General features: G+C 38.8%; 11 protein-coding genes. All 11 read left to right on the top strand.

The annotated features are described in order from the left end of the window. Positions 1-24: 24 nt before the first annotated feature. Positions 25-588, top strand: a complete 564-nt coding sequence (locus B9N79_RS21255) for a LysR family transcriptional regulator (RefSeq protein ID WP_158512793.1) — start codon at positions 25-27, stop codon at positions 586-588. 28 nt (positions 589-616) lie between these two features. Next, on the top strand, positions 617-820 hold the full coding sequence (locus B9N79_RS26800; RefSeq protein ID WP_158512794.1) for a LysR substrate-binding domain-containing protein: 204 nt from the start codon (positions 617-619) through the stop codon (positions 818-820). Positions 821-1049: 229 nt separating this feature from the next. Then, positions 1050-2387 carry a 5'-deoxyadenosine deaminase gene (locus B9N79_RS21250; protein WP_019393389.1) on the top strand — a complete coding sequence of 446 codons (1338 nt, stop codon included), beginning with the start codon at positions 1050-1052 and terminating at the stop codon, positions 2385-2387. A gap of 413 nt (positions 2388-2800) precedes the next feature. Further along, a complete protein-coding gene (gene sucA / locus B9N79_RS21245) occupies positions 2801-5659 on the top strand; it encodes a 2-oxoglutarate dehydrogenase E1 component (RefSeq protein ID WP_040058105.1) in 2859 nt (952 codons plus the stop codon). Positions 5660-5674: 15 nt separating this feature from the next. Further along, positions 5675-6952, top strand: coding sequence for a 2-oxoglutarate dehydrogenase complex dihydrolipoyllysine-residue succinyltransferase (gene odhB / locus B9N79_RS21240; RefSeq protein WP_040058104.1), 1278 nt, complete (start codon positions 5675-5677; stop codon positions 6950-6952). A gap of 77 nt (positions 6953-7029) precedes the next feature. Then, positions 7030-8724 (top strand): ABC-ATPase domain-containing protein, encoded by a 1695-nt coding sequence (locus tag B9N79_RS21235; protein WP_046216851.1) that lies wholly within the window; start codon positions 7030-7032, stop codon positions 8722-8724. Between the two features lie 512 nt (positions 8725-9236). Beyond that, positions 9237-10421, top strand: coding sequence for a poly-gamma-glutamate synthase PgsB (gene pgsB / locus B9N79_RS21230; RefSeq protein ID WP_040058102.1), 1185 nt, complete (start codon positions 9237-9239; stop codon positions 10419-10421). A 15-nt stretch (positions 10422-10436) separates the two neighbouring features. Next, the gene (gene pgsC / locus B9N79_RS21225; RefSeq protein ID WP_019393394.1) at positions 10437-10886 is read left to right on the top strand and encodes a poly-gamma-glutamate biosynthesis protein PgsC; all 450 of its coding nucleotides are present in this window, start codon (positions 10437-10439) and stop codon (positions 10884-10886) included. A gap of 14 nt (positions 10887-10900) precedes the next feature. Beyond that, on the top strand, positions 10901-12073 hold the full coding sequence (locus tag B9N79_RS21220) for a CapA family protein (protein WP_040058101.1): 1173 nt from the start codon (positions 10901-10903) through the stop codon (positions 12071-12073). 15 nt (positions 12074-12088) lie between these two features. Continuing rightward, positions 12089-13642: a gamma-glutamyltransferase family protein gene (locus tag B9N79_RS21215; protein ID WP_040058100.1), complete on the top strand. Its 1554-nt coding sequence runs from the start codon at positions 12089-12091 to the stop codon at positions 13640-13642. Between the two features lie 24 nt (positions 13643-13666). Further along, the gene (locus tag B9N79_RS26270) at positions 13667-13810 is read left to right on the top strand and encodes a CapE family protein (protein WP_019393397.1); all 144 of its coding nucleotides are present in this window, start codon (positions 13667-13669) and stop codon (positions 13808-13810) included. The last annotated feature ends 79 nt before the right edge of the window (positions 13811-13889 follow it).

Below are 13889 nucleotides of genomic sequence, written 5' to 3'. Positions count from 1 at the left end.
TTTATGAAAAGGAAGTGCATAATGATGGATATGAAGTGGGTAGAAACGTTTCTTGTTGCAGCAAAGCATGAAAATTTTAGAAAGACCTCTGAGCTTCTTTTTCTTTCTCAGCCAACTGTTACAGCACATATTAAGCATTTAGAACGAGAGCTTGGCATTTCTTTTTTTAAACGCTCTGGACGCCACGTTTATTTAACAGAAGCAGGACGGAGATTTGTTCCACATGCTGAAAAATTGGTGGAAAGCTACTATGATGAGGTGCAAACTTTAGAAAGCTTTAAGCAAGGATTTCAGCGTAAAATAACAGTTGCCGTTGCTCCTTATATTGCTTCAGCTATTTTGCCAAGATTTCTTAGCTCTTTTTTACATAGATATCCTAAAATCGAAGTTATGATAAATGTTGTAAAGTCTATGGAAATTAGCAGTGAGCTTGAAAGCGGAAGAGCAGACGGGGGTTTATCAAGGATGCCTGTTTCACACGCAATATGTAAAAGTATTTTACAAGATTCCGTTATTCTCGCAGTTCCTCCTTCTAGTAAAAATGAATCCCTTTTTTTCTCTTTTTCATCAGCACCAGTTATTGATTAACAATCATCCATTCTATTGGGAAGAAATTTTGCCGTCTATTCAGCAGACATATAAGGGCGTGAAAACGATGGTTGTTAACCAAGTAGAAATTACAAAACGGTTTATTAAGGAAGGATTAGGCATGTCTTTTCTTCCTTTTTCCGTTGTGGAAGGGGAAGTGAAGAAAGGGAAAATAGATGCTGTGCCTTTTTCTACCTTTCCTCTTCCGGCGTCAAATCTTTATGTTGCATGAAAAAGAGAAACAGAGGACGTGCCTACTTTTATCGATACTCTTCAGAAATTTATTGAGGACATTGATTAATTTCATAAAGTTTTATGGGCTGTTCCTTGGAGCATAAAAGTTCTTGTCAAGTCCGTTTACAATACGCTCGCTATTCTTAATGAGGAAACCATATAATATAGAAACTTACTTTACATGTAGAAATCTGATAGTATCTAGGGATTTCAAAGGAGAGATGGCAGTGAGACGATTGCTAATCAAAAACGCTCAAATTATTACAATGAACAAACAAGACGATATTTTTCACGGAGATGTTTTAATTGAGGGAGAACGAATTAAAGAAATCGGGACGAACTTACAGCCGGATACTGTGGACGCTGAAATAGACGCGCGTCATCAAATTCTTCTTCCGGGGTTTATTCATACGCACATTCACCTTTGTCAAACGCTTTTTAGAGGACAGGGAGATGATTGGGAGCTTATGGACTGGTTAAAGAAACGCATTTGGCCCCTTGAAGCGGCTCATGATGAAGAATCCATTTATTATTCAGCGATGCTTGGCATTGGAGAATTGATAAAAGGTGGAACAACGTCTATCGTAGACATGGAAACGGTACATCACACAGATTTTGCTTTTCAAGCGATTCAAAAAAGCGGCATTCGGGCACTTGCGGGGAAAGTGATGATGGATCATGGTGAAGAAGTGCCGAAGCTCCTTAGAGAAACAACGAGCGCATCCTTGCAAGAAAGCATGCACCTTTACGAGAAATGGCATGGCAAAGACGGGCGCATTCAATATGCTTTTTCACCTCGTTTTGTTGTCTCATGCTCAGAGGAACTGTTGAAAGAGGTTGCTCTTTTATCTGAAAAATATCAAGTTTGTGTACATACCCACGCTTCGGAAAATAAAGATGAAATCGAAATTGTAGAGCAAGAGCGAGGCATGCGTAATGTCGTGTATTTAGATCATCTCGGCCTTGCCAATGAGCGGCTTATTTTAGCACATTGCGTCTGGTTAGATGAGGAGGAGAAAAAAATTATTAGAGACCGAAAAGTAAAGGTAAGCCACTGTCCGGGCTCGAACTTAAAGCTTGCTTCAGGAATTGCCGAAGTTCCTCATATGCTAAAGAGTGATATGTATGTTAGTTTAGGCGCGGACGGAGCTCCGTGCAACAACAATCTTGATATGTTTCAAGAAATGAAGCTTGCCGCTCTTATCCAAAAACCCATCCATGGCCCCACTTCAATGAAAGCAAAACAAGTATTACAAATGGCCACGATTGGGGGAGCTAAAGCGCTCGGCTTAGAACACGAGATTGGAAGTATTGAAGTTGGAAAAAAGGCGGATTTAATTTTGGTTGATCTTCACAAACTTCATGCTTTTCCCTCCTATGATATTGACCCTATTTCCCGCATTGTTTATTCCGCTTATAGCTCAGACGTAGAAACGGTCATCATTAATGGGGAAATTGTAATGGAAAATCGACGTTTAAAAACCATGGATGAGGATATTATTTTAAAAGAGGCAAACAAATCAAGCAAAAGGTTAATTGGAAAGTTGCCTACAATTGCTTATTGAACTATGAAAAAAAAGAATGGCTTCCATTAAAATAATTGATTTTTCTGTTGTTTTTTTTTTACGTGTTTTGGGGAAAACCTTGATAAATCAAGGTTTTCTTCTTCACAAGAAAATCAATTAAGGAAGAGAAAACGGTAAAAAGAGGTAAGAACGAGCGAAATAGTGCTTATTTTCACAAAAAAGCGAAAAAAACGAAGAAATCGCTTTCTTTTTTGAAAAAACCGCTAGAATGCTTGTTTTTTCGCGCCTATTTATGTTTTGAGGAATTGTGACAAAAATGTTACTATGAGTTTAACATCCCAAGTAAAAACTTTCCGGGTTGTTACAATGATTTGTATAGGCTTTCAATACAGTATAATAAGCATTTTATAAAAAAGTAAGAGGCTAAATGAAAGAGGGGTTGGGGAGAAATCATGGAGAGAAAAAACACAGGAAACGAAGCTCCTTGGCATAGTTTTTTTGGACCTAACTTAGGATATGTCATGGAATGGTATGATCAGTATCAAGAAGATCCTGAATCAATTGACCCTGAAGTCAAAGCGTTTTTTGATGAGTGGGGAACACCGCCTTCTCTAAACAAAAGCAGCAGTCAAAATGAAGGGGCAGGAGTCGATTATACGGATCCTGCACAAATTGAAAAGATTGCAACAGCTGTGAAGCTGGCAACTTATGTGCGTACTTACGGTCATCTCTATGCATCTATTTTTCCGCTTGAAAAAAATAAAACTGAGATGGCGCTGCTGAAGCTTGAAAATTTTGATTTGACGGAAGAAGATGTGAAGCGCATTCCGCCTCATGTTCTCTGTCCAAACGCACCAGATCATATCAAACAAAAGGATGGTTTGGCTGCTTATCACTATTTAATTGAAGTATACACGAAAAAAATTGCTTTTGAGTACCAGCACGTACATAACCGAGAGGAGAATGCTTGGTTAAAAGAGATGATTGAATCGGGTAAAATATATCGTTCGCTTTCTGCTGATAAGAAAAAATCTGTTTTAAAACGATTAACGCAAGTAGAAGGGTTTGAGCAGTTTTTACATCGTTCTTTCGTAGGCCAAAAGCGCTTCTCTGTTGAAGGAGTTGACATGCTTGTTCCGCTTCTAGATGAAGTTGTGGAACACGCTGTTCACAATTTAACAAAGTCTATTAATATTGGAATGGCGCACAGAGGACGTCTTAATGTACTTGCTCACGTGCTTGGAAAACCGTATGAACTCATTTTCTCGGAATTTCAGCATGCGCCAAATAAAGAGGTTGTTCCATCTGAAGGTTCAATTGGAATCAGCTACGGATGGAGTGGTGACGTAAAATATCACCTTGGTGCTGACAAACACATTAGTGAACAAGATCAGTCATTTAAAACCCGCTTAACATTAGCAAACAACCCAAGTCATTTAGAATACGTAAACCCTGTTGTTGAAGGTTACACAAGAGCTGTGCAAGATGATCGTACAGGAGCGGGATATCCTTCTGTTGATTCCACAGCCTCACTTGCTGTTTTAATTCACGGTGATGCAGCGTTCCCAGGGGAAGGAATTGTTGCAGAAACGCTAAACTTGAGCGGCTTAAACGGATATCATACAGGTGGAACGATTCACGTTATTGCGAATAACAAAATTGGTTTTACAACAGAGAGCGTTGATTCTCGCTCAACTAAATATGCAAGTGATTTAGCAAAAGGATTTGAAATGCCGATTATTCACGTTAATGCAGATGATCCAGAAGCATGTTTAGCAGCGGCTTATCTTGCATTTGAATACCGTAGAAAATTTAAAAAAGATTTTATCATTGATCTTATTGGATATCGTCGCTTTGGTCACAATGAGATGGATGAACCATCTGCAACACAGCCTAAAACATATGAGCTTGTACGCGCTCACAAAACGGTGAAGAATTTATATGCAGAGCAGCTTCAAAAAGAAGGCGTTGTAACTGAGGAAGATGTGAAAGCAATTGATAAAAAAATTGAAGAGCGTCTTCAAGAGGCATTCAGCAAAACGCCTGATAAAAAATCGTTCCAGCCACAGGAAGTGCCTGAAATGCCTGAGCGTCAGCTTCCGCCAATCGAGACTGCTGTTGATGGAGAACAACTCCTTGCTCTTAACGATCAGCTTGTGAAATGGCCAGAAGGATTTAGCGTATTTAAAAAGCTGCAAAAAATCCTTGAAAAGCGTGCAACTAATTTAAAAGACCATGGAAAAGTAGATTGGTCACTAGGAGAAGCACTTGCGTTTGCCACAATCTTAAAAGACGGCACACCAATCCGTTTAACAGGGCAAGATTCAGAACGTGGTACGTTTGCACATCGTCATATTGTTTTACATGATGAGAAAACAGGAGATGTTTACTCACCGCTTCATACGTTAGAAGATGTGAACGTTTCATTTGCAGTTCATAATAGCCCGTTAACAGAAGCAGCTGTTGTCGGATTTGAATATGGATACAATGTGTTTGCTCCTGAAACACTTGTTATTTGGGAAGCACAGTTCGGTGATTTCGCGAACGCAGCACAAGTTATCTTCGATCAGTTTATCACAGCAGGTCAAGCGAAATGGGGACAAAAATCAGGTCTTGTTATGCTTCTTCCACACGGATATGAGGGTCAAGGTCCTGAACACTCAAGCGCACGCTTAGAACGTTTCCTACAGCTTGCAGCTGAAAATAACTGGGATATTGCGAACGTAACAACTGCTTCACAGTATTATCATATCTTGCGTCGCCAAGCGGCTCTATTGAAACATGATGACATTCGTCCTCTCGTAATTATGACGCCGAAAAGCTTGCTTCGTAATGCTCATAGCGTATCTTATCTTGATGACTTGAGCAAAGGTGAATTTAAACAAATCTTACAAGAAGAAACAACAGGAAAACAAAAAGAAAAAGTAGAGCGTATTATTATGTGTAGTGGTAAAGTAGCTATTGATTTACGCGATACAGTTCAAAAACAGGAAGAAGAAATTGATTCTGTTCATATTTTAAGAGTTGAAGAGCTTTATCCATTCCCGCTTGCACAGGCACGCGAGATTCTAGCACAATATCCGAATTTAAAAGAGCTTGTATGGGTACAGGAAGAACCGAAAAATATGGGACCGTGGTCATATGCATATCCTCGTCTTCAGGAAATTGTTCCAGAAGGTGTTGAGATTGGCTATGTTGGGCGTCGTCGCCGTTCAAGTCCTTCTGAAGGGGATCCAACTGTTCATAAGAAAGAACAAGAGCGTATCGTAAACGAAGCACTAAAACTAACTAATCATGTATTAAGACGTTAGAAAGGGGCCAGGACAATGGGAGAGATCAAAGTACCAGAATTAGCAGAATCAATTACAGAGGGAACAATTTCAGAGTGGCTGAAAAAAGTAGGCGACAAAATTGAGCGCGGGGAATATATTGCAGAGCTTGAAACAGATAAAGTAAATGTTGAAATCACGGCTGAGGAATCTGGTGTTATTACAGAATTTCTGAAAGAGCCTGGTGATACTGTTCACGTTGGTGAAGTGATTGCTCGCTTAGATGAAAGTGGAGAAGGCGGCGGCGAAAGTGCATCTTCTTCTGCACCAGAAGCGAAAGAAGAAGCATCACAGGAAAAAGCACCAGAGGCTGAAGCGCCAAAAGAAAGCACAACAGCTGTAGCAACGAAGGAAGTACCAAAAGAAGAAGCAAAATCGACAAGCCGTACGATTGCTTCACCAGCAGCACGTAAACTTGCTCGCGAGCGTGGTATTAAACTTGATGATGTGAAAACAACAGATCCAATGGGGCGCGTTCGCAAACATGATATTGAGTCACATGAGAATAAACCAGCAGCTAAAGGGCAAAGTGCACCTCAGCCACAAAAACAAGTACAGCCACAAGATCCACAAAAACCGGAAGAACGCATAAAAATGACGCGTCGACGTCAAACAATTGCTAATCGTCTTGTAGAGGTTCAGCAAACAGCAGCAATGCTCACAACGTTTAATGAAATTGATATGACAGCTGTTATGGCTCTGCGCAAGCGTCGTAAAGATAATTTCTTTGAACAGCACGATGTTCGTCTTGGATTCATGTCTTTCTTTACAAAAGCAGTTGTGGCTGCTTTAAGAAAGTTCCCGCTCTTAAACGCTGAAATTCAAGGAAATGAGCTTGTTCTGAAAAAGTATTACGATATTGGAGTTGCGGTATCAACTGATGATGGTCTTGTTGTTCCAGTTGTACGTGATGCAGATCGTAAAACATTCTCTGATATTGAAGGAGATATTTTAGATAAAGCGAAAAAAGCGCGTGACAATAAATTAACGTTAAAAGATTTACAAGGTGGAACATTTACAATTACAAATGGAGGAGTCTTTGGTTCTCTTCTTTCAACTCCAATTTTAAATGGACCACAAGTGGGAATTCTCGGTATGCATAAAATTCAACTTCGTCCTGTTGCAATTGATGAAGAACGTTCCGAAAACCGTCCAATGATGTATATTGCTCTATCATATGATCACCGTATTGTAGATGGAAAAGAAGCGGTAAGCTTCCTTGCTACAATTAAAGACTTATTAGAAGATCCAGAAACACTTCTTCTTGAAGGATAAAGAAAAAACAGCCTTTCCTTATAAGGAGAGGCTGTTTTTTGTTACACTAAACATACTAGAAAGAAGGGAGCGATAAAGTGAAAAAGCTGTTACAAATTCTTAAAGAAATCGATGGGAAAGGATATCCAAACTATAAAAGAATACAAGGGAGATACAAGTGGCCACATTATGAAGTAGCCGTTAATTATGTGCAAGGGGATCCTTTTGCAAGTCCATCTAAAATTTGTTTACATATTCCTTTGACAAATATAGAGATAAAAAAAGAGTGGCTAAGAGATAAATACCGTGAAATATGCTGTAAAGACCATATTACACGGCTTATACATAAAAGCTTAAAAGAAGAAGAGGAAAGAGCAAAAGGGTCCGGAAAAAGCGGGATGATTTTAATTGACTATCCCGGGCAAGAAGTGCTCAATCGAACTTCTGTTACTTTTTCCGCATCACTGATGACTGTCTCGCTGTCAGTTGGCTTACCTGCAAAAGGACGCCGGATTTTAGGGAAACAAGCTGAGCTCATTTTCAAGACTCTTCTACCCGCTATTGTAGAAAAATCCATTTTTCAAATGAATATAAAAGAATTAGAGACGGCGATTATCCTCACTGATCAGCAGCAAGCTATTCGTGCTTATTTAAAAGAACATGAACTTGTTTCGTTTGTCGCTAATGGATCCATTCTTCCCCGGAAAAGCGGTGTGAGTGAGCTACCTTTACAAAAAGCTGTTCCTTTTCAAAGTCCAGAAGAATTAGAAATTGCCATTCCTATTCCACATACAACAAATCATTTAAGGGGAATGGGAGTAAAAAAAGGGGTTACAGTTATTGTTGGGGGAGGCTATCATGGGAAAAGTACGCTTTTACAAGGAATTGAAAGAGGCGTTTATAACTATAGAAAAGGAGACGGGCGTGAGTTTGTGATTACGGAAAATACGGCTGTCAAAATTCGTGCTGAAGACGGGCGAAACGTTGAAAAAGTAGACATTTCTCTATTTGTAAATAACTTGCCAAACGGAGGGAGTACAGCAGAATTTTCAAGTGAAAATGCAAGCGGAAGTACGTCCCAAGCGGCAAATATTATTGAAGCGCTTGAAGCAGGAGCAAGGACCTTAGTTATTGATGAAGATACAAGCGCTACAAATTTCATGATTCGGGATATGCGAATGAAAGAACTGATTTCCTCACAGGAAGAACCAATTACTCCTTTTATTGATCGAGTAAGTACCCTTTACGAACAAGAAGGAATATCATCTATTCTTGTGATGGGGGGATCTGGAGCATATTTTGAAAAAGCACATACTGTTTTAAAACTCAATAATTACAACTGTACGGACGTTACAAATCAGGCAAAGGAAATTGCGGCTAAATACCCTGAAGAACATAGATATGCATTTACAAAACATGAAGGCCGAAAAGAAAGAATAGTGAGACCGGAAAGTTTACAAAGCGAGCAAGGAAGAAAACGAATGATAAAAGTTCGTTCAAAAGATACTATTCAATATGGAAAAAGCATCATTAACCTCCACTATGTAGAACAGCTTGTAAATGAAAGTCAAACAAGAGCAATTGCAGGAATCCTTAGTCATATAGAACGAAAAAATCTGCTTTGTTCTTCAAAAACGATGAAAGATTTATTGAAGTATGTTCAACAAGAAATTGAAAGACACGGCTTGAAACATTTTGCAAGCTCAAAAAAAGGTGAAGGAGAATTAGCAGAGCCTCGGGCACATGAAATCGCAGCAGCGTTAAACAGACTTCGTTCCCTATCTATGATATAAAAAGAAGAGAATCTTTTCTCTTCTTTTTTATTGTGTCTTTTACCCTAGTCCTAATCTTTTATATAAGCCTTAATTCCCCTTTTATTTATAGATATAAAGCATTACAGTATATTTCAATCTTTAACCAATGAAGAAAAGAAGAAAAGAAAGCCGTGGGTTAAAGAAAATTTACAAAAAATAAATTTTCTTCATATTTCTAATGTTACAGAGAATTTTCGGTTTTTGTTACATTAAACGTGACAAATTGATTATGTCCTGTAGAGTATTTATGATTCTTTCCTCATATTTACAGTTCGTTATGTGCGAAAAATGCACGGAAGTTCCCTGCGTTAAAGAGCAAATAGTCCCAAATTCCTTTATTTATCATCTCTTTGTGAACAATAATACAAAATTTACAATTCCCTTTACATGGTAAAGACGTTTGATAGAACTCATATGCTTTCTGTGCTAAATTATTTCCCGGGTACCCACTACAACAAAATATTTCGAATGATAAAGAAAGGGGCGAGAGTATGGCACTCATTATTATATGTGCCGTTTTACTTCTTTGCTTAGGAATGTGGGATTATAAGCAGCATTTAAAACGAATCCACGCTGTGCCAATCCGCGTGAATATTAATGGAATCCGTGGAAAATCAACTGTTACACGATTAGTAACAGGAGTTGTAAAAGAAGCGGGTTACAGAACAATTGGTAAAACAACCGGAACGTCCGCTCGAATGATTTACTGGCATACGAGTGAAGAAGAACCAATTAAGAGAAGACTTGAAGGACCAAACATCGGAGAGCAGCGCCGTGTGATGAAAAAGATTGAAGATCTTGAACCAGATGCTCTGATTTGCGAATGTATGGCTGTTCAGCCTGACTATCAAATTACGTTTCAAAATCAACTTTTACAAGCAAATGTCGGCGTTATTGTAAACGTACTAGAAGACCATATGGATGTTATGGGACCAACGCTTGATGAAGTTGCTCAAGCCTTTTTAGCCGCTATTCCATATAATGGTCATCTTGTGACAATCGAAAGCCCTTATTTAGATTATTTTAAAGAAGAAGCGAAAAAGCGTAATTCAGAAGTCATCGTAGCAGACAACTCTAAAATTACAGAAGAATATTTACGTAAGTTCGATTACATGGTATTTCCCGACAATGCTTCAATTGCCTTAGCTGTAGCTGAAGCGCTTGGTATTGATGAAGAAACAGCTATGGCAGGAATGCTTAATGCTCAACCAGACCCAGGTGCAATGCGCATCGTCCGTTTCGGAGAAGATGAAGAAAATCCAGCCTTTTTCGTGAATGGATTTGCAGCAAATGACGCATCATCTACGCTTAAAATATGGGAGCGTGTGAGTGAGTTAGGTTATAGTACAAATCATCCTATTGTAATTATGAATTGTCGCGATGATCGTGTTGATCGAACAATTCAGTTTGCTGAAGACGTTCTACCTTACATACCATCAGAGATTGTCATTGCAATTGGTGGAACAACTTCTCCAATTAGCGACGCTTATGAACGCGGCGATCTTGACACAAATCAATATTTTGATCTTGAAGGATATTCAACAGAAGAAATTATTGAAGAATTAAAACCATACTTAAAAGGACGCGTTGTCTACGGAGTTGGTAATATTCACGGCTCTGGTGAACCGCTTATTGAAGCAATCAACAACATGCAGTCTGTTCGTAAAGCAGGTTAATTTAGGAGGAAAAAGATGTTTGGTGCAGATTTATATATTGCATTAGTACTTGGCGTTACGCTCAGTCTACTTTTCGCAGAAAAAACGGGAATTATTCCAGCAGGTCTTGTTGTACCGGGGTATTTAGCTCTTGTATTTGACCAACCAGTTTTTATATTAGTTGTTTTATTTATTAGTATTTTAACATATGTGATTGTAATGTATGGAATTGGGCGATTTGCGATTCTTTATGGGAAGCGTAAATTTGCTGCAATGCTTATCGTTGGTATTTGTTTAAAGCTTGTTTTTGACTACTTTTATCCTGTTATGCCATTTGAGATTCAAGAATTCCGCGGAATTGGAATTATCGTACCTGGTCTTATCGCGAACACAATCCAAAAACAAGGCATTCCGTTTACAGTTGGAAGTACGCTCCTTTTAAGCGGCCTAACGTTTGGAATTATGAACTTGTACTACTTTATTTAAGGTGTTGATCCCAAATGGATAAAAAAATAAAAAAGCTAAATTTCCAAGAAAAAATTCTAATTTTTATTAAAAAAACAAAACCAAAAAACGGTAAGTATGTGGCTATTTTAACACCGCTTATTATCATTGCACTTGTTTTGTCAGCATGGTTAACACGTACAGAAGATACAAAAGCAGTTGCTGAACAAGCACAATATAAAGCAAAAATGACCTTAGTTGGAGACTTAATGCTTGGGCGCTTCACAGAAAATATCATGGATAAGCACGGGGCAGATTATTTATTTGAGCACGTGCAGCCTTATTTAAAAGACTCTGATTATATGACAGGAAACTTAGATGTTCCTATTCTAACAAAAGATGAAAGTCAGTATGAACCACTTGATAAAGATCTTCTGCTTTCAACTGACAAGCGTTCTTTAAAATCGATAAAGAATGCGGGATTTAGCGTGTTGAACTTAGCAAACAACAACGCGATGAACTATGGGGAAAAAGGGTTAAAAGATACGCTAGCATCGCTTCAGGAAGAAGGCATTGATAGCGTTGGCGCCGGTGTAAATGCGAGCAGTGCTAAAAAAGTGTCATATCAAGATGTAAATGGATTAAAAGTTGCAACACTTGGCTTCACAGATGTCCGTTCGGAAGGCACAGAAGCGAAGAAAAATAAAGCAGGTGTTGTCTACACTGATCCAGATGTACTGTTTAACGAAATTGAAAAAGCAAAAGATCCGAAACAAGGGAACGCAGACCTTGTTGTTGTGAATGTTCATTGGGGGCAAGAATATGACATGGAGCCAAGTCCACGTCAAGAAGCTTTAGCAAAAGCAATGGTTGATGCAGGAGCAGATATGATTGCAGGTCATCATCCACACGTTTTATCTTCCTTTGATGTTTACAAAGACAGCGTGATCTTTTATAGCTTAGGTAACTTTGTATCTGATCAAGGCTGGTCAAATACAAAAAATACCGCTCTTGCGCAATATAAACTAAAAGAAGATGGAACAGCGTACGTAGATGTTGTCCCACTTCGAATTGAAGAAGGAAGTCCGCGTCCTGTTGACAATTGGTGGTATAAGAAACAAATTTTCAACAGCTTAACAAAAGGCGTATCTAAAGGAGTTCTTTGGGAACAGAAAGACGATAAAATTCGCATATTCTTAAATCACAACAAAGTCATCGATAAAAACTAGGTTAGGAGGGGAGATATGAGTAAGAAAAACATTCTAAAAATCGTCATTGCTATCGTTCTCGTATCTTCACTATTTTTAGCTGGTCAAACGTTATGGAAAAGAACCATTGGTGCACAGGATTATGGCGTGAGCAGCTCAAATCCGATTGCTACGAAAGTTGGCATGAATGTGCTTGAGAATGGAGGAAACGCAGTTGACGCAGCCATTGCGATTTCATACACTCTAAACGTTGTAGAACCATACGGATCTGGAATAGGCGGCGGCGGTGGGATGCTCATTTCTCCTCCTGACAAAAAAGCAACGTTTCTTGACTACCGTGAAGAAGCTCCACAAAAGATTGATGGAGAGCGTGAAGGAAACTCAGGAGTACCTGGGTTTGTAGCAGGTATGGCATACGCTCATGATAAATACGGTTCACTAAATATGAACGAGCTTTTAAATCCTGCTATTCACTATGCAAAAGAAGGGTTTAAGATAAATGAACCGCTCTCCTTTGCAATTCAAGAGCATGAAAAAAAGTTGGATAACAGAGAAGCGTTTTATCCTGACGGAGATCCTTTAAAGCAAGGAGACGTACTTAAGCAGCCTGAACTTGCTGAAACGCTCGAAAAAATTCGAGATGAAGGAGCTTCAGCTTTTTATAAAGGTTCTATTGCAGAGGACATTGAAGAAGAGGGGCATATTTCAACAAACGATTTACAAGATTATGAGGTGAAAGAGCGAGATCCTGTTGTAGGGAAATATGGGGAAAGCACAGTGATTTCAGCACCACCTCCATTTTCAGGAACAACACTTATTCAAATGCTCATGATGATGGATGATGCAAACCTTTCTTCTATTAAAAGTGATAGCTTGTTTACTCACTATATGGGACAGATTACAAAGGCAGCATACAAGGACCGAATTGAAAAGCTTGCAGATCCTGAGTTTGAAAATCAATATGCACAGGATTGGACAAGCTCTCAATATGTGAATCTCTTAAACCAACAGCTTAACTCAACTAATGCGGGAGAACAGTATGAGGTTGATAAAGAGCATGAAAGCACCACGCATTTTGTTGTAATGGACAAAGAGGGTACCGTTGTTTCAACAACAAATACGCTAAGCGACTTTTTTGGTTCTGGGGATTACACAAACGGCTTTTTCCTAAACAACCAGCTTCAAAACTTTGGTGATGGAGTAAATCGTATTGAATCAGGAAAAAGACCAAGAACATTTATGGCCCCAACAGTTGTGAAGACAGAAGAGGGGACAATTGGAATTGGTTCACCTGGTGGAGATCGAATTCCGCAAATGGTTGCTCAAGTACTCTATTATCATATGAGAGAAGGAAAGTCGTGGAGCGATGCTGTAAAACATAAACGATTCGCCTTTGATTCTATCACTCTTGAAGAAGAAGATTCTCTAACGAAAAAAGAAAGCGCCGCTCTAAAATCTTATGGATATAAGCTTGGAAAAAGTGATAACCCAATGCACTTTGGCAGTGTGCAAGTTCTTCAGAAAGATGAAGACGGTCATATAATAGGAGAAGCTGATGCACGTCGAGGTGGGAATTGGGCTAAAAAATAAAGGGTAATAAAAGGAGAGAAAATCATGACTATTTTAAAAAGAACATTTGGTATTGTACTGCCGATCGCTATTGTTGCTGGACTTTTATTCACACTTGGAGAGTTTAAACATACAGAAACATTAACACCGCAAGAACAAGAACAGATTGACGTTCAACTTGCTAAATAAATAAAAAAGCTTAGCGGATAGCTAAGCTTTTTTTTTGTATAAGAGGATGTTTTAATTTGTTTTAATATTCTGTCACATG

The organism is Priestia filamentosa (assembly GCF_900177535.1).
GTDB classification, from domain to species: domain Bacteria; phylum Bacillota; class Bacilli; order Bacillales; family Bacillaceae_H; genus Bacillus_I; species Bacillus_I filamentosa.
This window is presented reverse-complemented; position numbering and strand designations above follow the sequence as displayed.

What these genes read in the sequence shown, in the direction of transcription:
- sucA (WP_040058105.1), top strand. Translation starts at nt 2,801, where the DNA reads ATGGAGAGAAAAAACACAGGAAACGAAGCTCCTTGGCATAGTTTTTTT.
- odhB (WP_040058104.1), top strand. Translation starts at nt 5,675, where the DNA reads ATGGGAGAGATCAAAGTACCAGAATTAGCAGAATCAATTACAGAGGGA.
- B9N79_RS21215 (WP_040058100.1), top strand. Translation starts at nt 12,089, where the DNA reads ATGAGTAAGAAAAACATTCTAAAAATCGTCATTGCTATCGTTCTCGTA.
- B9N79_RS26270 (WP_019393397.1), top strand. Translation starts at nt 13,667, where the DNA reads ATGACTATTTTAAAAAGAACATTTGGTATTGTACTGCCGATCGCTATT.
- B9N79_RS21220 (WP_040058101.1), top strand. Translation starts at nt 10,901, where the DNA reads ATGGATAAAAAAATAAAAAAGCTAAATTTCCAAGAAAAAATTCTAATT.
- pgsC (WP_019393394.1), top strand. Translation starts at nt 10,437, where the DNA reads ATGTTTGGTGCAGATTTATATATTGCATTAGTACTTGGCGTTACGCTC.
- B9N79_RS21255 (WP_158512793.1), top strand. Translation starts at nt 25, where the DNA reads ATGGATATGAAGTGGGTAGAAACGTTTCTTGTTGCAGCAAAGCATGAA.
- pgsB (WP_040058102.1), top strand. Translation starts at nt 9,237, where the DNA reads ATGGCACTCATTATTATATGTGCCGTTTTACTTCTTTGCTTAGGAATG.